This window comes from Candidatus Nomurabacteria bacterium, from assembly GCA_020847275.1.
Lineage (GTDB): Bacteria > Patescibacteriota > Minisyncoccia > Phycocordibacterales > JACOZG01 > JADLCI01.
In genome coordinates, this window is the sequence record JADLCI010000007.1 from 175,391 (window position 1) to 200,197 (window position 24,807).

The 24,807-nt window shown below is 46.9% G+C and carries 26 protein-coding genes and 1 tRNA gene; 22 read left to right on the forward strand and 5 right to left on the reverse strand.

Going from position 1 to position 24,807, the window contains the following annotated elements:
- Positions 1-45: 45 nt before the first annotated feature.
- The 7 genes from IT398_02285 to IT398_02315 are packed head-to-tail and all read left to right on the forward strand — an operon-like array spanning position 46 to position 4,977.
- Positions 46-543 carry a hypothetical protein gene (locus IT398_02285; GenBank protein MCC6290868.1) on the forward strand — a complete coding sequence of 166 codons (498 nt, stop codon included), beginning with the start codon at positions 46-48 and terminating at the stop codon, positions 541-543.
- Between the two features lie 4 nt (positions 544-547).
- Positions 548-1,000, forward strand: a complete 453-nt coding sequence (locus IT398_02290; GenBank protein ID MCC6290869.1) for a hypothetical protein — start codon at positions 548-550, stop codon at positions 998-1,000.
- 7 nt (positions 1,001-1,007) lie between these two features.
- Positions 1,008-2,033 (forward strand): type I glyceraldehyde-3-phosphate dehydrogenase, encoded by a 1,026-nt coding sequence (locus IT398_02295; GenBank protein ID MCC6290870.1) that lies wholly within the window; start codon positions 1,008-1,010, stop codon positions 2,031-2,033.
- A 3-nt stretch (positions 2,034-2,036) separates the two neighbouring features.
- A complete protein-coding gene (locus IT398_02300) occupies positions 2,037-2,504 on the forward strand; it encodes an RpiB/LacA/LacB family sugar-phosphate isomerase (protein ID MCC6290871.1) in 468 nt (155 codons plus the stop codon).
- Positions 2,505-2,507: 3 nt separating this feature from the next.
- Positions 2,508-3,140, forward strand: coding sequence for a hypothetical protein (locus IT398_02305; GenBank protein MCC6290872.1), 633 nt, complete (start codon positions 2,508-2,510; stop codon positions 3,138-3,140).
- Positions 3,118-3,981: a transketolase gene (locus IT398_02310; GenBank protein MCC6290873.1), complete on the forward strand. Its 864-nt coding sequence runs from the start codon at positions 3,118-3,120 to the stop codon at positions 3,979-3,981. The genes IT398_02305 and IT398_02310 overlap by 23 nt, the downstream gene beginning before the upstream one ends.
- Before the next feature lie 3 nt (positions 3,982-3,984).
- Positions 3,985-4,977, forward strand: a complete 993-nt coding sequence (locus IT398_02315; protein ID MCC6290874.1) for a transketolase family protein — start codon at positions 3,985-3,987, stop codon at positions 4,975-4,977.
- A 7-nt stretch (positions 4,978-4,984) separates the two neighbouring features.
- Here the strand turns inward: IT398_02315 and IT398_02320 are convergent, their stop codons facing one another.
- Positions 4,985-5,986 carry a carbohydrate kinase family protein gene (locus IT398_02320; protein ID MCC6290875.1) on the reverse strand — a complete coding sequence of 334 codons (1,002 nt, stop codon included), beginning with the start codon at positions 5,984-5,986 and terminating at the stop codon, positions 4,985-4,987.
- An 18-nt stretch (positions 5,987-6,004) separates the two neighbouring features.
- Here IT398_02320 and IT398_02325 point away from each other — a divergent pair, with 18 nt between their 5' ends.
- From IT398_02325 to IT398_02380, 12 genes are all read left to right on the forward strand, one after another.
- Positions 6,005-6,871 carry a class II fructose-bisphosphate aldolase gene (locus IT398_02325; GenBank protein MCC6290876.1) on the forward strand — a complete coding sequence of 289 codons (867 nt, stop codon included), beginning with the start codon at positions 6,005-6,007 and terminating at the stop codon, positions 6,869-6,871.
- A gap of 10 nt (positions 6,872-6,881) precedes the next feature.
- Positions 6,882-7,844, forward strand: coding sequence for a D-glycerate dehydrogenase (locus IT398_02330; protein ID MCC6290877.1), 963 nt, complete (start codon positions 6,882-6,884; stop codon positions 7,842-7,844).
- A gap of 7 nt (positions 7,845-7,851) precedes the next feature.
- A complete protein-coding gene (locus tag IT398_02335) occupies positions 7,852-8,529 on the forward strand; it encodes a 50S ribosomal protein L25 (protein MCC6290878.1) in 678 nt (225 codons plus the stop codon).
- A gap of 18 nt (positions 8,530-8,547) precedes the next feature.
- Entirely contained in the window at positions 8,548-9,915 is a 1,368-nt protein-coding gene (locus IT398_02340) for a lytic murein transglycosylase (GenBank protein MCC6290879.1), read from the forward strand.
- Positions 9,916-9,939: 24 nt separating this feature from the next.
- Positions 9,940-10,206: a 50S ribosomal protein L31 gene (gene rpmE / locus IT398_02345; protein ID MCC6290880.1), complete on the forward strand. Its 267-nt coding sequence runs from the start codon at positions 9,940-9,942 to the stop codon at positions 10,204-10,206.
- Positions 10,206-10,991: a PCRF domain-containing protein gene (locus tag IT398_02350; GenBank protein ID MCC6290881.1), complete on the forward strand. Its 786-nt coding sequence runs from the start codon at positions 10,206-10,208 to the stop codon at positions 10,989-10,991. The genes rpmE and IT398_02350 overlap by 1 nt, the downstream gene beginning before the upstream one ends.
- A gap of 24 nt (positions 10,992-11,015) precedes the next feature.
- Positions 11,016-12,374 carry a hypothetical protein gene (locus IT398_02355; protein ID MCC6290882.1) on the forward strand — a complete coding sequence of 453 codons (1,359 nt, stop codon included), beginning with the start codon at positions 11,016-11,018 and terminating at the stop codon, positions 12,372-12,374.
- 33 nt (positions 12,375-12,407) lie between these two features.
- Positions 12,408-13,493 (forward strand): hypothetical protein, encoded by a 1,086-nt coding sequence (locus IT398_02360; GenBank protein ID MCC6290883.1) that lies wholly within the window; start codon positions 12,408-12,410, stop codon positions 13,491-13,493.
- 40 nt (positions 13,494-13,533) lie between these two features.
- Entirely contained in the window at positions 13,534-14,229 is a 696-nt protein-coding gene (gene rpsB, locus IT398_02365; protein MCC6290884.1) for a 30S ribosomal protein S2, read from the forward strand.
- A gap of 20 nt (positions 14,230-14,249) precedes the next feature.
- A complete protein-coding gene (locus IT398_02370) occupies positions 14,250-14,705 on the forward strand; it encodes an elongation factor Ts (GenBank protein ID MCC6290885.1) in 456 nt (151 codons plus the stop codon).
- Between the two features lie 3 nt (positions 14,706-14,708).
- Positions 14,709-15,086 (forward strand): hypothetical protein, encoded by a 378-nt coding sequence (locus IT398_02375; GenBank protein MCC6290886.1) that lies wholly within the window; start codon positions 14,709-14,711, stop codon positions 15,084-15,086.
- Positions 15,087-15,162 (forward strand) — tRNA-Thr (locus IT398_02380).
- Between the two features lie 17 nt (positions 15,163-15,179).
- On the opposite strand, the gene IT398_02385 is transcribed toward IT398_02380, so the two are convergent.
- Positions 15,180-16,310: a hypothetical protein gene (locus IT398_02385; protein ID MCC6290887.1), complete on the reverse strand. Its 1,131-nt coding sequence runs from the start codon at positions 16,308-16,310 to the stop codon at positions 15,180-15,182.
- A 74-nt stretch (positions 16,311-16,384) separates the two neighbouring features.
- On the opposite strand from IT398_02385, the gene gyrB reads away from it, so the two are divergent.
- On the forward strand, positions 16,385-18,418 hold the full coding sequence (gene gyrB, locus IT398_02390) for a DNA topoisomerase (ATP-hydrolyzing) subunit B (protein ID MCC6290888.1): 2,034 nt from the start codon (positions 16,385-16,387) through the stop codon (positions 18,416-18,418).
- On the opposite strand, the gene thrS is transcribed toward gyrB, so the two are convergent.
- Together thrS and dnaE are read right to left on the reverse strand one after the other, a co-directional pair.
- Positions 18,415-19,647 carry a threonine--tRNA ligase gene (thrS, locus tag IT398_02395; protein MCC6290889.1) on the reverse strand — a complete coding sequence of 411 codons (1,233 nt, stop codon included), beginning with the start codon at positions 19,645-19,647 and terminating at the stop codon, positions 18,415-18,417. The genes gyrB and thrS overlap by 4 nt on opposite strands.
- A 31-nt stretch (positions 19,648-19,678) precedes the next feature.
- A complete protein-coding gene (gene dnaE, locus IT398_02400; protein ID MCC6290890.1) occupies positions 19,679-22,876 on the reverse strand; it encodes a DNA polymerase III subunit alpha in 3,198 nt (1,065 codons plus the stop codon).
- Between the two features lie 104 nt (positions 22,877-22,980).
- On the opposite strand from dnaE, the gene IT398_02405 reads away from it, so the two are divergent.
- Positions 22,981-23,601: a ribonuclease HII gene (locus IT398_02405; GenBank protein ID MCC6290891.1), complete on the forward strand. Its 621-nt coding sequence runs from the start codon at positions 22,981-22,983 to the stop codon at positions 23,599-23,601.
- 40 nt (positions 23,602-23,641) lie between these two features.
- Here IT398_02405 and IT398_02410 read toward each other — a convergent pair whose 3' ends face one another.
- Positions 23,642-24,361: a hypothetical protein gene (locus tag IT398_02410; protein MCC6290892.1), complete on the reverse strand. Its 720-nt coding sequence runs from the start codon at positions 24,359-24,361 to the stop codon at positions 23,642-23,644.
- Positions 24,362-24,550: 189 nt separating this feature from the next.
- Here IT398_02410 and rpmF point away from each other — a divergent pair, with 189 nt between their 5' ends.
- Positions 24,551-24,778 carry a 50S ribosomal protein L32 gene (gene rpmF, locus IT398_02415; GenBank protein ID MCC6290893.1) on the forward strand — a complete coding sequence of 76 codons (228 nt, stop codon included), beginning with the start codon at positions 24,551-24,553 and terminating at the stop codon, positions 24,776-24,778.
- The last annotated feature ends 29 nt before the right edge of the window (positions 24,779-24,807 follow it).

Sequence of the window (24,807 nt, forward strand, 5' to 3'; positions counted from 1 at the left end):
GATTATGGGATGCTTGACTTGCGATTTTAGGCTATAATAAAAATCATGAATAACCTAGGAAAACGCATTATCGTGATTGTGCTCGTCTTGGCAGTGATCATTGTGGGCGCGGTTCTGTGGTGGGGGAACACTTCCGTGGATAATTCAGACAATCTCGGGGCGGTGGGGACTCTCTCGCAAGGAAGTGTTGCCGCGCCAGCAGAGTCAGTCTCGGTTACTATTGATGATCAATTTCCCGGGCCGCTAGTTTTCGTTTCGGAAGTAAAGTTGCCCGAGGGTGGTTGGGTCGCGATTAGTCGTGATGATAATGGTAAGCCGGGCGCAACCGTTGGAGCCGGATTCTTTGGGAGGGGGGTGACAACCGGCGAAATTAATTTGGCTGACTCAACGAAAGAGGGCGAGAAATATTTCGCTATCCTTTATCGTGACAATGGCGATTTGAAATTTGATTCACGGGTGGATCTACCTTATCGCGATGTGTCAGGACGATTGATTACCTCGGCGTTTGAGGTGACGAGGAATTTACCAGAAAATAAGGGTTAAAAATATGTGGCAAGCAAATAAAGGAATAATAATTGGTTTAATTGTTGGATTGGTGATTGGTTATATTGTCGGAGCATCTTGGGGTGGTTCAAGTCGGGTGCAGGAGAAGTCTGATTCTGGAACAGAGAAAGAGGCCCAAGAGCCAGTAGCGAGCGACGAGACCATCTCGATTTCAGATCAGGTTGCTGGTCAGTTGGTTACGGTGTCCGGTCTTACTACCAGTGAGCCAACTTGGGTCGCGGTACGTGAAGATAATAATGGGGTAGGTGGTGATATTCTGGGTGCGACCCTGTTGCCAATCTCCGGAGTACAGTCTGACGTTGGGGTGGATCTCTTGGTGCCGACAGTATCTGGTGACAAATACCACATCAATCTATATATAGACGACGGTGATCAGATATTTGATAATCGTTTAGACTCCCTGCTTGAGAATGACGTCATCTTTAATGTTATCTAAAAAATAAATGGCCAGAGTTCGTGTCGCAATCAATGGTTTGGGTAGGATCGGGCGCGCTTTTTTAAAGCTTGCCATTAAGCACCCGGAATTGGAAATCGTTGCCGTCAACGACTTGGGTGATGTTGATAATCTTGCCTATCTTCTGAAATACGATAGTGCCTATGGTCACTCTGGTCTGGAGATAAAAGTAGAGGACGGTGTTCTTGTCATCAACGGTCAATCAATCAAGTTTCTGCAGGAGAAAGAACCAGTTAATCTACCGTGGGGTGATCTTGGAGTGAAGGTGGTGGTTGAGGCCACTGGCTTTTTTGAGACTTATGCCAAGGCCAAAGGACATCTGGAGGCCGGAGCTGGGCGTGTAGTGGTAACGGCTCCGATCAAGGGGGAACCTGTTCCTGGTGTTGTCGGGGCGACAGTCTTAATGGGGATCAACGAGGAGGCACTTGCCACTTGTCAGATTTCCTCTAATGCATCTTGTACCACTAATTCCGCCAGTCCAGTTATTCAGATAATGCAAGAGTCGGTTGGTGTGGAGAAGGCCGTGCTTAATACCGTGCATGCTTACACCGCCACTCAATCAATTGTTGACTCACCAGACAAGAAGGGGGATTATCGCCGTGGTCGGGCAGCAGCAGCAAATATTATCCCTTCCACGACGGGGGCGGCCATTGCGGTGACCGAAGCAATTCCGAGTCTCAAGGATTTGTTTGACGGTATTGCTTTACGCGTCCCAGTTTTGACTGGTTCTATTGCGGACATAACTTTTATTTCCAAGCGATTCACAAGTGTGGAAGAGGTTAATAAAATCTTACTTGAGGCGGCTCAACTGCCACGCTGGCAGAAAGTTTTCTCTGTTACGGATGAGCCACTGGTTTCCTCAGACATTGTCGGGTCGCCTTTCGCCTCCTTAGTCGACTTATCAATGACGAAAGTGGTCGGTGGTAACTTAGTAAAGATTCTTGCTTGGTACGATAACGAGATGGGGTATACCAATGCCTTAGTCGAGCATGTGTTGAAGGCGGGACTTCGTTAAACAATGAAGATTTTTTTGGCAGCAGACCACGCTGGTCTCTCTCTTAAAGATGAGGTGAAGCGTTGGCTGAAGAGTTCGGGCTACACTGTGCAGGATGAGGGAGCATTTGAAGCTGATCCTGACGATGATTATCCGGATTTCATTCGGGTCGTGGCTCAAGGCGTGGCCGCCAACCCCGAAGAAGACCGGGGGCTAATCTTTGGTGGTTCGGGCCAGGGGGAAGCAATGATGGCGAACCGCTTTCGTAATGTTCGAGCGGCGGTTTATTATGGCGGGACGGAAAAAATAATTATCCTGTCTCGCGAGCACAACAACGCCAACATTTTATCCTTTGGGGCGCGATTTGTGACTGACGATCAGGCAAAGGAGATGATTAAGCTTTGGCTGGAGACCCCGTTTACTGGTGAGGAGCGTCACTTACGTCGGATCATGAAAATTGATAATCCGCCTCCAGCGACTTACGAATTTTAAAAAATGGTTGAAATTATCCCCGCTATCATTGGCATCGATTTTCTGGAGGTAAAAGAAAAAATTTCTCGGCTTGAGGGATTGGTCGACTGGGCGCAGCTAGATATTATGGACGGTGTTTTCACCAGTGAGTATAGTTGGCAGCGTCCTGGTGATTTAGAAACATTAGATGGCAAGGTGAAATTGGAGGCACATTTGATGGTCCGTGACCCGGAGGACCTAATCGATGAGTGGCTCGTTGTTTGTGATCGGGTAATTATCCATCCTGAATCGACGATGCAGTTGGGTGAAATCTTAGAGAAAGTTAATCAATCGTCAACAGAAGCGAGCTTGTCGATCCTTATGGATACTCCTCTGGAGAAACTTGATAGTTTCATCAATCAGGTTAAGAGTGTTCAGTTGATGGGGATTGCCACGATTGGTCATCATGGTGAACCGCTTGATAGACGGGTCTATGATCGGATTAAATTTTTGCGTACGCAGTATCCAGGTGTTAAAATAAGTGTTGATGGCGGCGTTAATCTTAATAATGCACAAGAGTTAATTGGTGCCGGCGCCGATCGTCTTGTTGTTGGTTCTGCAATTTGGCAATCCAACGATATTGAGAATACGATCAATGCTCTACGACGAAAAAATTAAACTGTTGGAACAAAAGGCGAACGACATTCGGATGTCGGTAATTGATGCCCTTCTTGCTGCTGGTTCTGGGCATACCGCTGGCCCACTCGGTATGGCTGACATTTTTTCCGCGCTTTATTTTCATCTACTCAAACATGACCCCAAGAGACCGGATTGGACTGATCGCGATCGACTCGTTCTTTCCAATGGGCACATTTGTCCGGTTTTGTATGCCGCAATGGCCCATGCTGGATATTTCCCAGTCGAAGAGCTGAAGACTTTGCGCCACTTTAGTTCACGCCTACAAGGGCATCCGCATCGCGAGTGGCTACCGATGGTGGAGACAAGTTCTGGTCCGCTTGGTTCTGGTCTGTCGCAGGCGGTGGGCATGGCTCTGGCGGAGAGAATTGATCATGGTCGTTCGTCGGATAAATTTTTTTATTGTCTACTGGGTGACGGGGAATTGGATGAAGGACAGAACTGGGAGGCTATTATGCTGGGTGGAAGAGAGAAATTGCACAACCTGATCGCGATTATAGATAGGAACAATATTCAGATTGATGGTTTTACCGAAGATGTGATGCCACTGGAGTCTCTAGCTGATAAGTGGCGCTCTTTCAATTGGCATGTTCAAGAAATCGACGGGCACAGTTTTGAGGCGATTGACGAGGCGGTTAGTCAGGCGAAGGCGGTTTTCAGTCAGCCGTCGGTGATTATCGCCCATACGATTCCTGGCAAGGGCGTGCACGAGTTTGAACGGAAGTATGAGTGGCATGGCAAACCGCCGACGAAAGAAGAAGGGGAGTTAGCCTTGAAAGAATTGCGCAGTTTGGGGGGAAAGATTAAGGGTGAACACGAATAATTTATGCTTGTTGAATCTCAAAAATTAAATCCCAAATTACTTAAACTTGATGTGGAGCAAGTGCCAATTCGCAAAGGTTTCGGCGAAGGTTTACTTGGTGCGGGGGAGAAAGACGAACGGATTGTTGGTCTATGTGCTGATCTAACAGAGTCAACCCAGATGCATTTATTTGCGAGGAAATTTCCTCAGCGGTTTATTCAGATGGGAGTAGCTGAACAGAATCTCGCGAGCGTGGCGAGTGGAATGGCGGCGATGGGGAAGATTCCATTCCTCACTTCTTATGCGATGTTTTCGCCTGGTCGGAATTGGGAGCAGATTCGTACCACGATTTGTTACAATGACCGAAACGTAAAAATAGTTGGTTCTCATGCCGGCGTCTCCGTTGGTCCAGACGGGGGCACGCACCAGGCAATTGAGGATATTGCCATCACGCGGGTTATCCCACGTCTTGCGGTTGTCGTGCCCTGTGACGCGATTGAGGCGAAGAAAGCAACTTGGCAAATAGCACGTTGGACGGGGCCCGCCTATCTTCGACTAGCGCGCGAGAAGTCACCGGTCGTGACAACCGAAGAATCATTTTTTGAAATTGGGAAAGCGAATATTTTACGTGAACCCGCTAAACCGCGGGCGGCGATAATCGCCTGTGGACAGATGGTTTACAATGCTTTAATTACTGCCAATGATCTCGCCGCCACTGGTATTGAGGTTACGGTTGTTAATCTTCACACCATTAAACCACTCGATGCGGAAACAATTCTGGGAGTTGCCGCCAAGTGTGAGGCGATTGTCACGGTGGAGGAGCATCAGAAGCGTGGTGGTATGGGTAGTGCGGTGGCCGAGCTTCTCGTGGAAAATTATCCAGTGCCGATGGAGCTTATAGGCGTGGACGATCTATTTGGCCAGTCTGGTACACCACAAGAGCTTATTGAGCACTATGGACTTGGGGTCAACCACATTCGTCAGGCCGTGCAGAGGGTTATTGCGAGGAAGAGGTAAATAAATTTTAAATCATTTTTGGAGAGTAATCTGCCGGGGCATTTTTCAAATATTCTTCCAGTTTTTCGCGAGTGAGTAGGCCGGCTTGGGCGCCAATTTGTTGGACGACGGACATGGAATTGATTGGTCCCCAACGCAAAGCCTCCGGTAAAGATTTACCCAGCGCTAGTGCAGAAACAACGGTGGAGGCAAAACTGTCGCCCGCCCCGGTTCGCTCTAGTGGGGGTTTCGGATCGGGGTATGGTTTCATGAACCAAGTATTATTGCCGTCGCTCGCATAAGCACCATCTTTGCCATCGGTAATCACCACAATTTTTGGTCCCAAACTACTTATTTCTCGCAGTAAATTTTTAATCTCGGCTTCTTTTTCTTCGTTAGAGTCTTTCCGGTTTAGAATTCGGCGTGCTTCGTCCACATTGCAGAAGAAAATTTCAGTGTGTTCATAGAGATTTTTTAATTTTTCGTAACCCAGTTTAATCTGGAAGGTGCCTGGTTGAAAGGCTAGCTTTATTTCAGGGTGTTGTGCTAGGTGTTCCGCGATTTTTGAGTGGAAAGGAAGAGAGTTCTCACCAAGAGAGCTGAGATAAACCCATTTGGTTGTAAACTCTGGCAGAGCGTAGGCATACTCTTCGTGTCTAATTAGAATTGTTCGATCGTCCTGATACCACAGCACATAATGATAATTTGTTTTTTGTCCACGGTGCTTAGTGACAAACACTGTTTCGACTCCATTTTTGTCTAAGGTTTCAATTGCTTCAGTGCCGTTCTGGTCATCACCCAGATTTGTAATAATCGCCGACTTCAGACCTAATCTGGCGGCACTTGTCGCGGCGTTTGGCGAGTTTCCCACGGCGGGTACAACCGTTACGCTTTCGTAAGGAACCTTATCACCGAAACGGAGACAGATCTGACAATCTTCGTGTTTGATATCGCAATGAATCTCAGCATCTTGTAGGCGAATAAAGGCGTCGGTCACAATGTCCCCAATGGCGATGAAATCGTAGTTCATGTTACAATTATAGCCATTATGCTGAATTTGCGCGAGTCTTTGAAGGAGGCGATAGCAAAACAGGTGGCAATTGGCCACTTCAATATTTCTAATCTCGAAGGATTGTGGGCAATTTTCCGCGCCGCCCAAGGTTTAAGTTTGCCCGTGATTATCGGTGTTTCAGAGGGGGAACGCGATTTTGTGGGCACCAAGCAAGTGGTCGCGCTGGTTAAAAGTTTGCGTGAGGAATTCAACTATCCAGTTTTCTTGAACGCCGATCATACCTATTCCTTTGAAAGGGTTAAGGAAGCTGTGGACGCCGGCTTTGACTCCGTTATTTTTGATGGAAGTAAACTAAGTTTGGCAGAAAATATTAAAATTACTAAACAATGTGTCGACTACGCTCGCAGTGTTAGCTCGGAAATATTAGTGGAGGGCGAACTAGGTTATATCGGCACATCGTCAAAACTTTTGGACGCAATTCCCGAGGGTGTGAGCCTGAATACTGATGATTTAGTCAAATCAGAGATAGCGAAGCAATTTGTAGAAGAAACGGGGGTGGACCTACTTGCGCCCGCCGTCGGAAACATTCACGGAATGCTTAAGAATGGCAAAGAACCAGCTTTAAATATCGAGAGAATCAGAGAAATTTCTAAAGTGTCCGGTGTGCCGCTTGTCTTGCATGGTGGCTCTGGCAATAGTGAGGCGGATTTCAAAATGGCGATTAAGAATGGTGTAGCGATTGTGCATATCAATACGGAGTTGAGGGTCGCTTACCGTGATGCGCTGAAGATTACACTACAGGAAAACCTTGACGAGGTGGCGCCGTACAAGATCTTGAAACCTTCTGTTATGGCGATGCAGAAGGTGGTGGAGAAAAAGTTGCGTTTGTTTAGTAATTTATAAAAACATAAATATGTCTAAGATTTTTGTAACCAGAAAGATTCCTGAATCGGGGATTGAGCTCTTGAGAAGTTCTAACCACGAGGTTGTGGTGAGCGAGAAGGACGGTGTCTTGAGTAAAGAAGAACTGGTGTTTGCCTTGCGGGGTCAAAGCTATGATGCGGTAATTTGCTTACTGACTGATAAGATAGACTCCGAAATTTTTGACGCATCACCCAGCACTAAAATTTTTGCAAATTACGCTGTCGGTTTTGATAATATCGATTTAGCCGAAGCAAAGAAACGCGGAATCGTGATTACTAACACCCCCGGTGTTCTGACCAATGCCGTCGCTGAACATGCCTTCACACTCTTACTCTCCGTCGCCAAGAGAGTAGTGGAATCCGACAAATTTTTGCGTGATGGTAAGTATGATGGTTGGTCGCCGCTTCTCCTGCTCGGTACAGAATTGACCGGGAAGACTTTAGGTATCTTGGGTCTAGGTCGGATTGGTTCTCGGGTGGCACAATACGCAAGGTCTTTTGATCTCCGTGTGATCTATTATGATGTGACTCAGAATAGTGATTTTGAAAAAATGACCGGTGCTAAGTTTCTTGCCACACCGGAAGAACTTTTGCGTGAAGCAGACTTTGTTTCTGTTCATGTGCCTCTTTTGCCGACGACTAGGCATTTGATTAACGACGAAAGGTTAAAACTGATGAAACCGAGCGCGATTCTCATCAACACCTCTCGCGGCCCAGTGATTGACGAGGAAGCGCTTGTGACCGCCCTGAAGAATAAGGTAATTCGTGGCGCGGGCTTGGACGTGTTTGAGAATGAGCCTTCTTTGGCGGCGGGTTTAGTTGAATTACCAAACGTTGTCATAACACCCCACACTGCCAGTGCCACAGAGGAGGCCAGGACGGCAATGAGTGATGTGGCAGCAAAGAATGTGTTGGCCGTGCTCTCTGGTCAAACTGCCCCCAACCTGCTATAGTGGCCATATGTTGAAGATCGCGGCCGAAGAACGGTCCATTTTTGGTAAGAAATTGAAGGAATCTCGGATAGCCGGGAAGTTACCGGTTGTTGTCTATGGCGAACGGAAAAAGGACGCATTACCTCTTTTCGTGACGAGTAAGGATTTCAAGAAGTTGCTCAAAGAGGCAGGGGAATCAACGGTTGTAACGGTTGATGCCGGCACGGTTAAGAAGGATGTCTTGATTCATGATGTTGATTGGCATCCAGTTTCCGGTGAGCCACTTCACGCTGATTTCTATGTAGTTGATAAAACAAAGACAATTGAGATTGGTGTTCCTCTAGTTTTTTCTGGAGTTGCTCCAGCGGTAAAAGAATTGGGGGGTATTCTCGTCAAGGTTTTGCACGAGCTGAACATTGAGGTTTTACCGATGAATATTCCACACGATATCACTGTAGATATTAGTGCGCTTACGAATCTAGACAGTCAAATTCTGGTAAAAGATTTACTGGTTCCCACTGGAATAAAAGTAATAAATCAAGCCGATGAAGTTGTTGCGGCCGTCTCTGTCGCCAAGGAGGAACCAGTTGAAGAGGTGGTTTCTGATCTTTCGGCCATTGAAGTAGAGAAGAAGGGCAAGAAGGAGACCGAAGATGATGGGGCGAGTGGTTCTGGTGCGGAGGAAAAGGCTGACTCGAAGAACTAATTTTGTTATAATAATCGGGTGAAGAGACTCAAATTCTCTAGTTTATTTTTAGCTTTTTTTATCTTTTTCAACTTTTGGGTGTTCAATACGCAAGCGCAGAGCGTTGCTGATGTTGAAGCACGAAGAGCCCAGCTCCAGGTGGAGCTAGAACAGCAAGAAAGAGAAATTGCCGAGCAAACTAAACTTTTGCAAGCCAAGCAACGCGATACCGCAACGGTGGCGGGCGAGCTTAATTTGCTGAAAAGTCAGATTGCTCAAGCGCAGGCGGGAATTAAGGCCAAGAAAGTGGCTATTACCGGGCTCGAAAATGATATTAGAGCCCGAACCAAAAAGATCGAGACACTCGCGGCAAGAATAAAGCGGGAGCAGTTGTCGCTCGGGGAACTTTTCCGCCAGGTCCGGGATATCGACGAGTTGTCTCTTGTGGAAGTTTTTCTTGACAAGCAGAACCTTACCGGTGTTTTTCGGGATGTTGATGATGCCAGTTCAATTCAGGAGGCGTTGGCACAATCTTTTGTCGCGATTCGTTCGGCGCAAGATCAGGCTAAGGTAGAGCAGGCTCAGTTGGAAAAAAAGAAAGATGCAGAATTGGATGCTCAGAAAGTGATTGAAGAACAAAAAAAGATTGTGGAGAAGAAAGAGGCAGACAAGACGGTGTTGCTTAATATTAGCAAGAACCAGGAAAAGGCATACCAAACGATTCTGGCGGAGCGTCAGAAAAAAGCCGCTCAGATCCGAGCTGCTCTTTTCGGACTGCGTGACTCGGCGGCGATTCCCTTCGGCCAGGCTCTGGATTTTGCTGTCGCCGCCTCTAAGAAAACGGGTGTTCGTGCCGCGTTGATTCTCGCAATTTTACAACAAGAGTCTAATTTGGGTGAGAATGTTGGTTCTTGTGTCATTACTAATCTAGAGACAGGCGAGACCAGGAGTGTTAAGACTGGAACATTGTTTCCACGAGGCATTCATCCCACGCGCGATCTACCAATATTGCAGAGCCTACTTTCTGGTCTTGGTCGCAACCCGTTTCTTACCAATGTTTCTTGTCCACAGGCAATCGGTTATGGTGGGGCGATGGGTCCGGCACAATTTATCCCATCAACTTGGAACTATCTTAAGGTTTCAATCGCGGCGGCAGTTGGTCGAGCGGTGGCTGATCCCTGGAATCCCGAAGACGCTTTCATGGCCGCGGCGATACTTCTTAGAGATAACGGAGCTGGATCAAAAACTTATACCACTGAAAGGACGTCAGCTTGTAAATACTATTCTGGTCAGAATTGTTATAAGAAGAATGGCGCACCAAATGTTGGTTTGAGTTATGGAAATCAAGTAATGGCTAAGGCTTCCGACATCCAACTTAACATGATTAATCCGTTGCAAAGTAATTGATTTCTTGCTAGGATTTCCTCACATATGAAAAAGGACACCCACCCTCAATATTTTTCCGAATCTCTTGTGACTTGTGCATGTGGCGAGAAGTTCAAGGTTGGCTCTACGTTGGAGAAAATTTCGGTAGAAATCTGTAGCGCGTGTCACCCCTTCTTTACTGGGACTGATAAGGTTATGGATACCGCCGGTCGCGTAGAACGTTTTAAGGTTCGTAAGGCAAAGGCTGTTCCAAAGGTAAAGAAAGTAAAAACAAGAAAGACGAAGGAGGAGAAGGAGATTGAGGTGAAGTAATGGATTATTTTGAGTACTTAAAGCAGAAGTCCGACACCGCCCCTATCACGAGTCTTGCTGAGGGGTTAGTTTTGGAAGTTCGCGCTGGGGCTGGTGGCGACGAGTCAGCTCTGTTTGCGAAGGAACTCTCTGATATGTACCGGCGTTTTTGCGAGCAAAAAGGTTGGGACTTTATACTAATCGACGATTCCCAGAGCGATCTTGGTGGCTACAAGGAGGCGTCATTTGAAGTTCATGGGACTGGTGCCTATGAAGCACTTCGTTATGAGACGGGTGTGCATCGTATTCAGCGTGTGCCAGCAACCGAGAAGCAGGGGCGGATTCACACGAGCACCGCCTCTGTCGCGATTTTACCGCTGAGGCAGGAAAGCGATTTTGTCCTTAATCCCGCCGATCTGGAGATTACTTTTTCTCGAGCTGGTGGTAAGGGGGGTCAGAATGTGAATAAAGTTGAAACAGCTGTGCGGGTTTTACATAAGCCATCGGGTCTGACAGTTCGTAGTACGAACGAGAGGAGTCAAGCTCGGAATAAAGAAAAAGCCATTCAGATTTTATCGGCAAAACTTGAATCAGCCTCTAACGCCAAGAGTGCGAGTGATACCGCAAGTGCGAGACGAGAGCAGATTGGTACCGGCGACCGTTCGGAAAAAATTCGTACTTACAATATCGCACAGGATCGTCTTACCGATCATCGTCTTAAGAAATCTTGGCACAATTTAGAGAAGATTTTTGCTGGTGGTCTTGATCCGATCATTGAGGCCCTAAGTAATCCACAGTCTGATTGACGAATGTCGTGTTAGAATTGGCTAATGCGCCGGCTGTTTATTCTGGGGTTGTTTTTAGGTCTATTTCTTCTTGTCGTCTTTTCGTCCGAAACTAGTCGGGGACAGATTACCTCTCTTGATTTATCTGGTTATGCTTGGGGTGGAAACGGCATTGGTTGGATAAGTCTTCGTAATCCCGGTGGGGTCATTTCCTACGGCGTGACAATGAATACTGGTGACGGCAGTCTTTCTGGCTATGCCTGGAGCTCAAATATCGGCTGGATTAAATTCGATCCAAATTGGACCGGTTTCCCTGTCGCCAGTGATCAGTGGGGAGTCAAGATGAATCTCAGTACGGGCGCCTTTACTGGTTGGGCGAGGGCCTGTTCTGTTTTCCAGAACGGATGTGACGGACCCCTGAAACCATCAAGCAGTCTTGGTAATTGGGATGGTTGGGTTAAGTTCGCCGGCAACGTAAACCCAAGTGGTATCTATGGGGCTTTTGCCGATAGTGCCAGCAACCCCACACAGTTTACAGATTCTTCTTATGCTTGGGGTGGCAATGGTTATGGTTGGATGAGTTTTTGTGACGGTGGTGGTTCTTATCCCTACTGTGTTCGTTTTGCGGGTATGACGGCCTCTTGTTCGGTTAGTCCAAGCCCAGCCAACTTTCCTCTAGATAGCTCAAATAATTCTATCACGTGGCGGGTGATTACTGATGGTGGTTCTCCTTCCTATTCTTACGTCTGGACTGGGGACATTAGTCATAACTCTGGCTCAACCCCACTTGATATATATGATTATGTTTCTTCTGAAAGTTGCGGAAGTGTTGCTTCCACCACAGTAAAACAGGGATATATGAACGTAACTGACGGTTCGGGTGCGCCAGCCTATTGTCAGACTTCTGTCACCGTGAATTGTTCAGACAGCTACATTCCACCCGCTACTGGTGGTGACCTTTCTTCTCCGACTCCACCGGTTATTAGAATTACCAGTCAGCCGATTTCTTCACCAGCGATTTCCTCCGCCACGACCTTTTGGAGTCAGGAACAAGGCGCAGATACGACGGCATCCATTGTCAGTACAAAATCTCTGGTCGATACTAAGGTCTCCTTAGATCAGTACTCTGAGGTTGGTTGTCGTCTCTCGGAGACGGAGGCGGACCCAAGTTCCAGTTTTGGCCCTTGTTCCGGTGCCAATATCAACCTGTGGTCCAATCACGGTAATGAAGCGAATTTCAATATTAAAGTCGATTACCCCGCTCCGCTTACACTCAATCTCAATAGTCCCTACAAGATCATTGTCTCGGCAAGTAGCACTTGTATTGAAGAAGGCGCGGAGTGTGGGAACGCTGTCCGTTCGTTCCTTTTTGATTACGCCGTTGGAGCAGTTACCCCAATTTAGTTCACGTTTATTAATTATGTTAATATAAAAAATATGATTCAGGAAAAGAAGCCAGCTCTGATTGTTCTATCTCTCTTGATTGTCTTTGGAATAATCTTTTATCCCAGACCACCGTTAGCCCAGGGTTCTGGACCGGTTTCCCTTTCTGGCTATGCCTGGAGTTCCAATATCGGCTGGATTAACATGGGTAATGACACGGGTCAGGGTTATGGTGTTACGATGGAAAGTGCTGATGGGCCGTTGTCTGGCTATGCCTGGAGTTCCAACATTGGTTGGGTTGATTTTGGTTCGGTGGCCCGGACCGGGGATCGTTTGACGGGTTTTGCCCGCGCTTTGTCTGCAAGTGGTAGTAGTGGTTGGGACGGGAATATAAAACTTGATGGTATTAATTACGGAGTGATGATTTCGACCGGCAACCCGAATCTTACTGGGTTTGCCTGGGGGGGCGACGTTGTTGGTTGGGTCGATTTTAGGGGGGTTTTTATTGGTCTGCCAGACACACCAGATACAGGAACCTGTACTGACGGTATTCAAAATGGTAATGAGTCGGGTGTTGATATTGGTGGCCGTTGCGGCGGAGGTGGTGGTGACGGTGGGGAGGACGGTGGTGGGGATGGGGAGGGTGTTCCTCCGGGCGAGCATGTGCCTCTTCCGGGCGAGCCGGGTTATATCGCACCGTCAATATCGGTTGTATCGGGACACGATCGACTGGAGATTAATACCCAACCCCTGACTTCACCAGCCATTTCTTCACCGTCTCAATTTACAGCTGTTCGTGGTAGTACTCCCGGCCTAAGGGTTAAAATCAGAAACATTAGGTCATTTGGCGATAGCTCTATTGAGAAGGTCGGTGACTCGTTGCTCAGGTGTCGCCTTGACGATTCGCCGTTAACGAACTACATAGATAGTGAGTTTAAGTCTTGTGATACTGCAAGCCTTACTCTAATTAATCAGTTTGACACAGATGTTTACCTGAATATCAGGGTGGAGAGTGCGTCTCAGTCCATTAAGGAGCGTAGCCCATATCAAGTCTTGGTTGGTATCGATTCCTGTCTTGAGGCAACCTGTAGTGACTCCGCCTTGTTCGATTACCGGGTTGGCCCAGTCAACCCTATCTAGGCTTGTCAGATGTGGGCGTTTTTGTTAGACTATCACCACCATGATTAAAGAGCTTTTTGCTGTCGGTGCCCATTTTGGCTACTCTAAGTCGCGGAGCCACCCTTCGATGAGGAGCTTTATCTATGGTTTTAAGAATCAACAAGCAGTGATTGATTTAGAGCAAACCGTTGGTCAACTAGAGCGTGCTAGCGCATTTATCCGTGGTCTTGCTATGGAAGGAAAGGAGATTCTTCTGGTGGGGAACAAGATTGAGGCAATGAACATTGTTCGTCAGGCCGCAGAGAGTTTGGACGTTCCTTACGTCGCTTCGCGCTGGCTTGGTGGAACTTTCACCAACTGGCCCCAGATTAAGTCTCGTATCGATCGAATGCATGAGCTCAAAGATAAACGCGATAAGGGTGAATTGTCAGTTTATACCAAAAAGGAGCAGCTCTTGTTCAGTAGAGAGATTTCTCGGCTAGAGAGGTATCTCTTGAGCCTGTCTAATATGACCAAATTGCCAGCCGCAGTTGTGGTTATTGATCCGATGCAAGAGGCGATTGTGGTTTCGGAGGCGGGTAAGGTTAAGGTGCCGGTTGTTGCACTGGCGGGTTCCGATTGTAACCTGGCGGGAGTAAATTATCCGGTTGTGGCCAACGACTCAAATGTAAAGAGTATTCAATTTTTCGTTGATAAGATGGTGGAAGCATATCGGGCTGGCCAGTCTGATGCTCGAGAGGCAAAAGTGACGGCTTAGATTTTTTAAATTTCAAAAATATGGTAACGGTTGAACAAATAAAAAGTTTGCGAGAGGAAACCGGCATATCAATCGCCGAATGTAAGAAGGCCCTGGAATCTGCTAATGGGGATATGGATGTGGCTCGGGTGGCACTCGGTGCCGCAAGTGTAAAGAATGCCGCGAAAAAGGCTGGCCGAACTCTAGGTGCTGGGGTGATTGGGGAATATGTTCACACGGGAAGAACAATGGCCGCTCTTGTGGAGCTCGACTGTGAGACTGACTTCGTCGCGAGAAATGAAGAGTTTATCCGGCTGGCCTCTGAGTTGGCGATGCAGGTTGCCGCCCTTGAGCCGGCGGATACCACCGCTTTACTTGAACAGCCGTTTATCAAGGATTCCAGTCTTACGGTGGCAATGGTTATTAAAAACACGGTGCAGAAATTTGGGGAACGGGTGGAGGTGTCACGGTTTGTTCGCATGTCGGTGGGACAATAAACAATGCTTACTCTTTTCATCGGGCCAGTCATCGTGATCGCTGTTTCGGCGCTAGGCATCTCGGCGCTTCTCGGCTTTCAACTCGGCAGGCTAGAACAAAGGAGTGAGTTGGAGGCGGAGAATTACCCAGCCCTATTACATATTCTCCAAGACAAAATCAATCGTTTCTACCACGGTTTCAGTTCTTTTTTCAAACAGCTTGGCCACTACCTCTATTTTTACTCACTTCTCGTCTTGCGTCGGCTCGTTATTTGGGTCAGAATAATTCTGACTCTCATCGAGAAGCGCTTTTCTCATCTTATTGAGTCGGTGAGAGGAAAGGGGGTGGTAGGCAAGCGTGGTGCAGTTTCACTTTTTCTTGCTGATATTGCCAAGAAATAGGCCGGTGTAGCTCAGTTGGTAGAGCAACGGTTTTGTAAACCGTAGGTCGTCAGTTCAAGCCTGACCACCGGCTCCAGTTTTGTAAGGTTCTTGTTACCTAATCTCTGCGTTGAACTGGTTTTTTGTTTCGGTAGTGATTTTGTCTTGGATGGGGTCAATTTCGTCTGTGGTGAGCGTGCGTTCATTCGAGCGGTAAACGATACGATAGGTGTAGCTTATTTTTCCCGGTCCAAATTTTTGTTCGTTTTCAAACCGATCTATCAGCGTCACTTCCTCGACTAGCTCGCCGCCGAGATCACGGATAAGGTCAAAGTAATTGTTTGGAGCGAAGGTAGATGGAACGATAAAGGAGATGTCTCGGACAATAGGTGGATATTTAGAAACATCGCGGTATTTTTGCTCCAGTCTCAACTGCTTCTTCACCCGTTCGTCTTTGCTCCAAAGCAGGCGAATATCTGGCAATTCCATGTTTGCGATGGCGAGTCTTTCCAGTCCGAAGCCGAAGGCCCAACCGTGATAACCGGTTATGCCGAAGTTCTCTAGGACACTTTTTCGTGGCATTCCGGAACCAAGTATCTCAATCCATTGATTATTAACGAAAGCCTCCATCTCAAAGCTGGGGTCGGTGTAGGGGAAATTATGGTCATAAAAACGGAATTCAACCTTCTCGCCGAAAATGCTTTTAGCGATCTCGGATAAAACTTTTTTCAGGTCTTCTGGCGTGATTTTTTCCTTACCATCAGGAGCGAGATAAAGCCCACCCATCTGATGGAAGACGTTCATGTGTCGTTTGTCAATTTCATCTTTTCTGTATACTTTACCGTGGCAAATTGCACCGACGGCTTCTTTTTTTGCAATCCGGTTTTTAATTTCTGGAGTATTTAGATAGTAATACCAAAAGACAGTGTCGTGTGTTCTCAGGACATTTTTTTCATCCACATAATAAGTGTCAGATTTGGATCGGGCTGGGTGGCCGACTGGCATGTTGAAAAGATCGAACAAAATATCAACCGGAATTATTTCAGGAATTTGGATGATATCAAAATCGGCCAAACTCGGTACCCGAAGAGTTCTGTCTACGATTTCTTTCAGCGGGTTATTGTCTTGACGTGATAAGTCTGGCATTGCCAAGAAACGTTGCATCCGTTTGGCGTCGGCGTCACCACGTTCAGCAAGCTTTTTTCGTAACCCATTTTCCTCTGTCAAGTCGATCTTAATTTCCATAAAATAATCTTAGTTTGGAACATTGTAGCACAACCCAATATATGCTAAAATTGGAGTAAAGAACAGGTTAAAAAATGGTAAAAAAAGAAGCTAAAACACGTCATTACGACGCCGATGATATTGTTGTTCTGGAGGGTCTAGAGCCAGTGCGTAAGCGGCCTGGAATGTACATTGGCTCAACTGGTCCAGAGGGGTTACATCATCTATTGGTGGAGATATTTGATAACTCTCGGGATGAGGCAATGAATGGTTCATGCAATGAGATTGAGGTCGCTCTTTTACCGGGCGATGTTGTTCGGGTTGCTGATAATGGGGCGGGTATTCCCGTTGCGATTCATCAGAAGACTAAGGTTTCAGCTCTTGAGACGGTCATGACAACACTTCACGCTGGCGGCAAATTTGAAGGTGAGGGATACAAAATTTCTGGAGGTCTGCATGGTGTGGGGGCTTCGGTGGTGAATGCGTTGTCGGAATGGACGCGAGTGGAGGTTTATCGTGATGGGGGAAAGCATTTCCAAGAATATTCACGGGGTAAACGTAAGGCCGCGGTAAAGAAGGTCGCTCGTTCGGACGAGCATGGTACGGTTGTGGCCTTCAAGCCCGATGCTCAAATTTTTTCCCACCTCGTATATGATTGGGAAAAGGTGGTGAATCATCTCCGCGGGCAAGCCTATCTGGTGAAGGGTCTTCGGGTGCGGACTATTGACGCGAGGGGCTATAAAGGCAAGATCGAAGACGATCAGGTTCTGTATCTCAGCCAACTAGGGTTGGAGTTGCCTACGCGGACTTTTTACTTCGAAGGAGGGTTGTTATCTCTGGTGAAATTTTATAATCAAACTGAGGCACCACTCCATAAGAATATTTTTTACGTCGAGAGAGAAAAAGATGATGTGAATGTAGAGGTTGCCTTCCAGTACGTTGACGATATTACGGCACGAGAGATTAGCTATACCAACAACACCGTTACACCGGAAGGCGGTACCCACTTAACCGGTTTTCGCACGGCATTGACTAGGACGCTTAATGATTACGGCAGAAAAAATAATTTAATTAAAGAAAAAGACGATAATTTTACCGGCGAAGACGTGCGAGAGGGCCTTACTGCCGTGGTTTCGGTTAAGTTGCGTAATCCACAGTTTGAAGGGCAAACTAAGGCAAAGCTCGGTAATGTCGAGGTGCGCGGAGCGGTGGAAAGTGTTTTCGGTGAAGCCATGCAGCTTTTCTTGGAGGAAAATCCAGATGATGCTCGTAGCATCATTGGTAAGGTCACTTTGGCCCTTAGGGCGCGTAAGGCCGCCAAAGCGGCTAAGGATAGTATTCTCCGAAAAGGGGCGCTTGAGGGTATGACCCTGCCTGGTAAGCTTGCTGATTGTCAGACTAAGGATGCCGAAGAAGCAGAGCTCTTTATCGTAGAGGGTGATTCGGCTGGTGGTTCTGGTAAACAGGGACGCGATCGACGTACTCAGGCGATTCTGCCCCTGAAAGGTAAAATTCTTAATGTTGAAAGAGCAAGGTTAGATAAAATGCTCGCCTTCGCTGAGATTAAGTCGCTAATTATAGCGATGGGAACATCTATCGGTGATACCTTTGATGTTGGAAAATTGCGTTACCACAAGATCATCATTGCCACCGATGCGGACGTTGATGGTGCTCACATTCGTACTCTCTTGCTCACTTTGTTCTACCGTTATTTCCGACCATTGATCGAACAGGGCTTCATCTATATTGCTCAACCGCCACTTTATAAGATTAAACAAGGGAAGGAGATTCAGTACGCTTACTCTGATGAGGAGAAGTTAAGGGTGGTGAAGAATTTTGGCGGGGACGTGGCAAACGGGGAGGAGGAGCTCGCGGAGGATAACGAGGAAGAAGGGAGCAAGATCAAGACGAAGAAAATTTCAATTCAGCGTTATAAAGGTTTGGGAGAGATGAACCCGGAAGAATTGTGGGAGACAACAATGGACCCGACAAAACGGATTTTGAAACAGGTCAATATTCACGAAGCTTCAGAGGCTGACAAAATTTTTACTATCCTGATGGGTGGCGAAGTGGAGCCACGAAAACTGTTTATCCAAACACACGCGAAGATGGCTAATTTGGATGTTTAAATTGGGGATAACTTATTAAGTTTGCCGCTAAGTTCTTCGACACTAATTCCTTCCCACTTGCTTTTTCCGTCTTCTTCGTCTCGTAATTCGACCGTCAGTTTCTGGTCTCTCATCTCTTGATCACCAATCACAATTAGATAGGGAATTTTTTGGCTCTTCTGATTCCTGATTTTCTTACCCAAGCTTTCGTTGCTCAAATCCAATTCAACGCGGACCTTGTTTTGCTGTAGTTCAGAGAAGATTTTTTTTGCGTAATCGTGGTGCGCTTCGCCAATGGGCAAGATGACGGCCTGTATCGGGGCGAGCCACACCGGGAAAGCCCCGGCATGTTTCTCAATTAGAAAAGCGATTGTCCGTTCGATAGAGCCGATAGAGGAACGGTGAACTACAAAACAGGAATGTTCTTTGCCGTCTTCGCCGGTATATTTAAGGTCAAATCGTGATGGCATGCAGAGATCATACTGAACCGTGAAGGCGGTGTCTTCTTTTCCGTTTACATTTTTCATTTGAACGTCAATTTTTGGACCATAGAAAGCCGCCTCGTCTTTTGCCTCAGAGAACTCGACACCACGATTCTGCATCAGTTTGCGCAGGAGATTCTCCGACTTATCCCAGCCGGCATCATCTTGATGATATTTCTCCGTGTTGTTTCGATCACCAAGCGAGAGGCGATAATTGTAGTCTCTACCCATTTCCAGTCCAAGCATTCTGTTGGCGTATTCGATCAAATCAAGGGCCCTACCCATTTCTAGTACAGCCTGTTCTTCAGAAGCACAAATTATGTGAGCGTCAGATAGACAGAAGGCGCGAACACGCTGCAGGCCCATTAGTTCGCCCGATTGCTCGTAACGATACAGTTTAGAGATCTCGGCAATTCTCATTGGTAGTTCACGATAGCTATGTGGTTGCGACAGGTAAAGTTGAAAGTGATGTGGACAGGTCATTGGCCGGAGCATAAACTCGTCATCATCAATCACAATTGGGGCGTACATGTCATTCTTGTAATGAGGGTAGTGGCCAGACTTCTTGTAAAGTTCTAGTCGCGCGATGTCCGGTGTCTCGACATGAAGGTAACCGCGTTTGATTTCCTCGGCAATAATGAATTGTTCTAAAAGGCGTTTGACCGTTGCGCCCCTGGGTAGGAAAATAGGTAAACCTTTTCCGACGACTGGGTCGATATAAAATAGGCCCAGCTGTGGCCCGATCTTCTTATGATCTCGTTCTTCCATAGTTGATTTATCCTAGCACAAAGAAGGGAAACTATACCAACTCCTTCAAACTCTCGACGACGACACTTGGTTCGTTATTTCGGACGGAGAGCCGCCCTTTGATGGCGACACACCTCTCTGGATGCAAGAGTTCTTTAAATTGCCCATAGGTTCTAGAGAAGACAACGCACTCAATACTGCCAGTATAGTCAGACAAGCGGACAAAGGCCATTTGATCGCCTTTCTTGGTATTGATACTACGAACATCTTCAATAATTCCACCGACGAAGAGGCTCGCCCCTTCTTTAAATTCCTTTGCGCGGCTGATTGTGTGTTCGTTATTTTTGAATTTGTCGCCAAAGGCATCTAAGGGATGGCCAGAAATATAGAGTCCGAGTAATTCTTTTTCCCAAGCCAACTTACTTTTTGCATCCACATCCTGTGATTCGTTGAGTCGCAGTTGAGGGATGCTTGACTGGTCAGACATCTGACCAAACAGAGAATCTTGATTCTCATTCGTTTTAAGAGTCTCTTGGTGATAAGCGATTAGTTGCTCTAGATTAGCAAGCAATGTCGCTCGAGAATCACCTAAGCTATCTAATGCGCCCGCCTTGATCAGTGCTTCCAGTGACTTTCGATTCAAGTTTTTGTGTTTTATGCGTTCTAAGAAGTTTGCGATTGATTGATAGTTGCCATTCTGTTGACGTTCCTCCACCACGGCTTTTGCAATTTCGGTTCCTAGGTTCTTGATAGTAATTAATCCGAACCGGATCTTGTCTCCAGAATGGTTTTTCACTACTGTGAAATCGTCAAAACTTTCATTGACGTCTGGGGGCAAGACCGGTAGTTTCATTCGTCCGCACTCCTTAATTGTTTCGCCGATTGTTTCAATGTTTCCGGCTTCGGCCGAGAGCACAGCCGTCATGTATTCAGCTGGGTAGTTTGCCTTCATGTAAGCTGTTTGATAGGCCACGCGGCCGTAGCTTGCGGCGTGGGCCTTATTGAAGCCATAGGCCGCAAACGGTTCAATTAGGTGCCACAATTCTTCCGCTTTCTTCTTACTCATTCCATTCTTTACCAGACCAGCCAACAATTTTTCCCGTTGGGCTTCCATTTCCTTAGGTATCTTCTTGCCCATAGCTTTTCGTAACTTATCAGCTTCAACCCAAGAATAACCACCAAGCTGAATTGCTACCAACATCACATCGTCTTGGTAGGTGAGAACCCCGTGAGAATGTTTCAAAATATCTTTCATCCTTGGGTCCAGATAGCGCACCAGACTGGGATTATGCTTACGCTTAATGTATTCGGGGATTGATTCCATCGGCCCTGGACGGTAGAGCGCCACCATGGCATTGATATCGAAAATGTTGGATGGCTTTAGCTCTTTCAGCCACTTCGTCATCCCCGAACCGTTCAACTGGAAGAGACCGATTGTTTCTCCTCTAGCAAGCATCTGGAAGGTTTTCTTGTCGTCCAATGCAATTTTTTCAATCTCGATTTCTTCTTTGAGAATTTGTCGTACCAACCGAACAGAATCTTCCAGGATAGAAAGATTACGGATGCCCAGGAAATCAAATTTCAGGAGGCCGGCGTCTTCCACCGCATGCATGTCATATTGGGTAATTGTCTTACCGCCCTTTGGGTCAAGTTGTAGTGGTACATAGTCAGTGAGTTCGGTGGGAGAGATTACTACGCCTGCGGCGTGAACCGAGATGTGTCTGGCGCCACCTTCAATTTTTTTTGCCAGATCTATAATCTTTTGTGTGTCCTTGTCTTTTTCGTATAGTTCTTTTAATTCTGGTGTGCTATCGAGCGCTCGGTTGATGGTCATTGGGAAACCTTGAGAACCGAGGGGTACGAGACGGGAAATTTTGTCTCCTACGCCATAGGGGAAACCGAGGGCGCGCGCGACATCGCGGACAGAACCGCGTGCGAGCATGGAGCCAAAGGTACCAATCTGACTTACCTTTTCTGGACCATATTTCTGTCTTACATAATCAATAATCTCATCCCGTCGTTTGTCGGCAAAGTCCATGTCAATGTCTGGCGGTGAAGGACGTTCGGCATTTAGGAATCTTTCAAATGGTAGTTCGTAGAACAGTGGATCGACATTGGTAATACCGATGAGGAAAGAAATGAAAGATCCGGCAGCCGATCCACGAGTGTTGGTAAAGATTCCGTTCGCCCGAGCGTAGCTGATGATATCTGCAACGACGAGGAAGTATGGCGAGTAACCCTTCTTGGTTATCACGCCTAGTTCGTAATCAAAACGGGTCTTTGCTTCCGCTTCGCGCGTCACATGGTGCGCGAGATATTCCGTGAGTTTTTCTCGTCCCAGGTTTTCTAGTTCCATATCATAATTCGAGCCAGCGGGAACTGGGAAATTAGGAAAAACCCATTTTCCAAGTTCTAGTTTAAGGTCGCACATCGCGGCAATCTTCAAGGTGTTTTCTACCGCCTCGGGGGCGTCTTGAAAATATTCAAGAGCTTGGGTGGGAGAGATTAGAGAGAAATCTTCCTCCTTGTTTGTAAAACGTTTTGTTTCGTCAGAGAAGGCGCCAGTCTGGATGGCAACCAGCGTATCTTGAGCTTCAGCGTCCGTTGGCTCTAGATAATGTGTATCCTGGGTGCCAACCAGTGGAATGTTCAACTCTTTTGCCAGAGCAATTAAATCCTTTTTGATTTCTAGTTGCCGTTCAATTTTCGGATGATGCATTATCTCGATGAAATAATTTTCCGCCCCGAAGATTTCCTGATATTCGGTGGCAACTTTTTTCGCCTCCTCTTGATTTTTGTTCCACACCGCTCTAGACAATTCGCCCGCTAGACAACCAGAGAGACAGATTAGTCCCTCGTGATGGGCACGCAGAAGTTCCTTGTCAATTCTTGGTTTATAGTAGAATCCCTCAAGATAAGCTTGCGAGACAAGTTTGAGGAGATTTTTATAGCCAGTCAGATTTTTTGCAAGGAGTGTGAGATGAAAGCGACGCGCATCAAGGTGTGGTTCCTTGTCTGTTCTACCGCGGGTGGCGACATAGGCTTCCACGCCAATGATTGGTTTGATCTGGTTCGTAACGCATTCTTTATAAAATTCAATTGCACCATAGAGGTTGCCGTGGTCGGTCAGAGCAAGCGCTGGCATGCCGTGGCTCCTCGCTTTCTTAACCAGTTCGGGGATCTTGGATAGACCATCTAGCAGAGAGTAATGCGAATGGACATGAAGATGAACAAAACTAGTTTCCGACATAGAGTGAGTATAACAATATTTGACGCGGGTTCGACAGGGGATTGACAGTCTGTTTTGACTCGGTTTAAATCTCGACCGTTTTCGTGTTAGAGTTTGGGTAAATTATGCCCAGACCTCGTTATGTTGTCGGGATTGACGAAGCGGGTCGTGGTCCACTTGCCGGTCCGGTTGCGGTCGGTGTGGTGGTGGTGGATTTAGAACAGATTTCTAATCTGGGGGAGTATTTTAGTGGTGTAAGAGATTCAAAAAAACTGAGCGGAAAAAATAGGGAAATTTGGTTTCAAAAACTAAAGACGGAACGTGATTCGGGGAGGCTGTTTTTCGCTGTCACATTGGTTGGTAATAAGATTATTGATCGGAATGGGATTGTCTCGGCGATTAGTCATGGTCTTGATAAGGGCCTGGAAGAATTAAATGTCAACCCAGAAACTTGTCGCATTTTATTGGATGGTGGTTTACGTGCCCCGGATCGATACCAGAATCAGCAGACGATTATTCGTGGCGACGAGAGTGAGCCCGTGATTGCGTTGGCTTCTATTGTGGCGAAGGTGATTAGAGATCGTTGGTTGATTGGTTTAGCGAAAAAATATCCAGATTATGGTTTAGAAAAACACAAGGGTTATGGCACGAAATATCACTATCTGGCATTAGAGAGGTTTGGTTTGTCACCAATTCATCGGGAGACATTCTGTCGTAGAATTTTTACAAAAAAATCCCCCCGCTAAACAAATCATTCAGCGGGGGGATGAGTAAACCAGAGAAAGGCTAGGCCGGGTCTGATTCGTAAGCCTCCATGTTCATCGCCACTTCCGGGGTGGTTTGGGTGCGGTTTCTGAAGCAGCCACAGTTCTGGCTATTCGTTTGGCAGCTTCTGCAGAGTGGGTGGTAACCAGCGGAGCAACAGGCTTCGCATCGATCTTGGCCACAATCACAGCGTCCACCCGGACATTCAGCTGAGTCAGCTTGTGGCGTCGAGGTGTCCATTTTCGTGAGGACAACAAGGCCGTATTCTTCTGTGAACTCGTTGTACTCGTCGCCGTCGTAGGAGAAGCCGTCGTTCCAGGGGATGATGAAGACGTGTCTCGTCTTGTCGGAGATGATCTCGATGACCAATTTCTTCTCCACGACGGACACTTGCGCCTGTCCAGATAGCCCCATCTCTCTGGTGATGGAATCAGCTCCGAGAAGTTTTTCGGGTACGGCGCCGAGAGGAAACTCCCAGCCGATGTTTTTGCAAGAAAATCCTGCTGGCGCGGGTATCGAGAAGGCAATTGATGTTCCTTCTGCGACACCGTTCTCGTCTCTTTCCACGATGATTGAGAGGTTGCCATTGCCGCGGTACGGAAGGATCAACTCGCCGAGCTTCTGTGGCGTTACTTCTGTTGTCGTCACCGCCCTGAACTCGCCTTGGGGGGCCGAATACAGGATTGCTGGCAAAATCAAGAACCCGAGCAACATCACGAACACCAGTACCTTTTTCAACATGTAGCACCTTCTCTTTCAAGTAAAGGATCATTTTTGCCAACCAAACACTTGGTTGGACACTGCCCGTATCATATTACGAAGACAGAGAAAAGCAAGTTGACTTACATAGTAATAAGTGTTTTATGTTTGAATAACAAAAAATGGTGGGTATTGCCAGTAGACCGGTCATTTGTTATACTCATTCTCGTTATGGTTGTAAGAATGCGGCATACGCGATCTCACACTGGTAATCGGCGCTCACATCATGCGCTGAAGTCTTTGCCGTTAGTGAAATGCGAGAAGTGTGGTGACCAGAAACTACGTCACCGTCTCTGTCTCAATTGTGGTACTTATCGCAACCGAGTTTTGATTGATGTGGTGTCTAAGCAAGAGAAGAAAGACAAGAAGAGAAAAAAGGTGGCAAGTGAGGCGAGGTAGTTTGCTCGTCGATGGACGAGAGGATTTTA

Excerpts from the sequence above, each read along its gene's own strand:
- IT398_02350 (MCC6290881.1), top strand. The coding sequence starts at position 10,206 with ATGGATTATTTTGAGTACTTAAAGCAGAAGTCCGACACCGCCCCTATC.
- IT398_02375 (MCC6290886.1), top strand. The coding sequence starts at position 14,709 with ATGCTTACTCTTTTCATCGGGCCAGTCATCGTGATCGCTGTTTCGGCG.
- IT398_02285 (MCC6290868.1), top strand. The coding sequence starts at position 46 with ATGAATAACCTAGGAAAACGCATTATCGTGATTGTGCTCGTCTTGGCA.
- IT398_02320 (MCC6290875.1), bottom strand. The coding sequence starts at position 5,986 with ATGAACTACGATTTCATCGCCATTGGGGACATTGTGACCGACGCCTTT.
- IT398_02325 (MCC6290876.1), top strand. The coding sequence starts at position 6,005 with ATGCTGAATTTGCGCGAGTCTTTGAAGGAGGCGATAGCAAAACAGGTG.
- rpmE (MCC6290880.1), top strand. The coding sequence starts at position 9,940 with ATGAAAAAGGACACCCACCCTCAATATTTTTCCGAATCTCTTGTGACT.
- IT398_02355 (MCC6290882.1), top strand. The coding sequence starts at position 11,016 with ATGCGCCGGCTGTTTATTCTGGGGTTGTTTTTAGGTCTATTTCTTCTT.
- IT398_02370 (MCC6290885.1), top strand. The coding sequence starts at position 14,250 with ATGGTAACGGTTGAACAAATAAAAAGTTTGCGAGAGGAAACCGGCATA.
- IT398_02385 (MCC6290887.1), bottom strand. The coding sequence starts at position 16,310 with ATGGAAATTAAGATCGACTTGACAGAGGAAAATGGGTTACGAAAAAAG.
- IT398_02305 (MCC6290872.1), top strand. The coding sequence starts at position 2,508 with ATGGTTGAAATTATCCCCGCTATCATTGGCATCGATTTTCTGGAGGTA.
- IT398_02360 (MCC6290883.1), top strand. The coding sequence starts at position 12,408 with ATGATTCAGGAAAAGAAGCCAGCTCTGATTGTTCTATCTCTCTTGATT.
- IT398_02300 (MCC6290871.1), top strand. The coding sequence starts at position 2,037 with ATGAAGATTTTTTTGGCAGCAGACCACGCTGGTCTCTCTCTTAAAGAT.
- IT398_02410 (MCC6290892.1), bottom strand. The coding sequence starts at position 24,361 with ATGTTGAAAAAGGTACTGGTGTTCGTGATGTTGCTCGGGTTCTTGATT.
- rpmF (MCC6290893.1), top strand. The coding sequence starts at position 24,551 with ATGGTTGTAAGAATGCGGCATACGCGATCTCACACTGGTAATCGGCGC.
- IT398_02330 (MCC6290877.1), top strand. The coding sequence starts at position 6,882 with ATGTCTAAGATTTTTGTAACCAGAAAGATTCCTGAATCGGGGATTGAG.
- IT398_02310 (MCC6290873.1), top strand. The coding sequence starts at position 3,118 with ATGCTCTACGACGAAAAAATTAAACTGTTGGAACAAAAGGCGAACGAC.
- IT398_02315 (MCC6290874.1), top strand. The coding sequence starts at position 3,985 with ATGCTTGTTGAATCTCAAAAATTAAATCCCAAATTACTTAAACTTGAT.
- IT398_02405 (MCC6290891.1), top strand. The coding sequence starts at position 22,981 with ATGCCCAGACCTCGTTATGTTGTCGGGATTGACGAAGCGGGTCGTGGT.
- IT398_02335 (MCC6290878.1), top strand. The coding sequence starts at position 7,852 with ATGTTGAAGATCGCGGCCGAAGAACGGTCCATTTTTGGTAAGAAATTG.
- gyrB (MCC6290888.1), top strand. The coding sequence starts at position 16,385 with ATGGTAAAAAAAGAAGCTAAAACACGTCATTACGACGCCGATGATATT.
- IT398_02295 (MCC6290870.1), top strand. The coding sequence starts at position 1,008 with ATGGCCAGAGTTCGTGTCGCAATCAATGGTTTGGGTAGGATCGGGCGC.
- dnaE (MCC6290890.1), bottom strand. The coding sequence starts at position 22,876 with ATGTCGGAAACTAGTTTTGTTCATCTTCATGTCCATTCGCATTACTCT.
- thrS (MCC6290889.1), bottom strand. The coding sequence starts at position 19,647 with ATGGAAGAACGAGATCATAAGAAGATCGGGCCACAGCTGGGCCTATTT.
- IT398_02290 (MCC6290869.1), top strand. The coding sequence starts at position 548 with ATGTGGCAAGCAAATAAAGGAATAATAATTGGTTTAATTGTTGGATTG.
- rpsB (MCC6290884.1), top strand. The coding sequence starts at position 13,534 with ATGATTAAAGAGCTTTTTGCTGTCGGTGCCCATTTTGGCTACTCTAAG.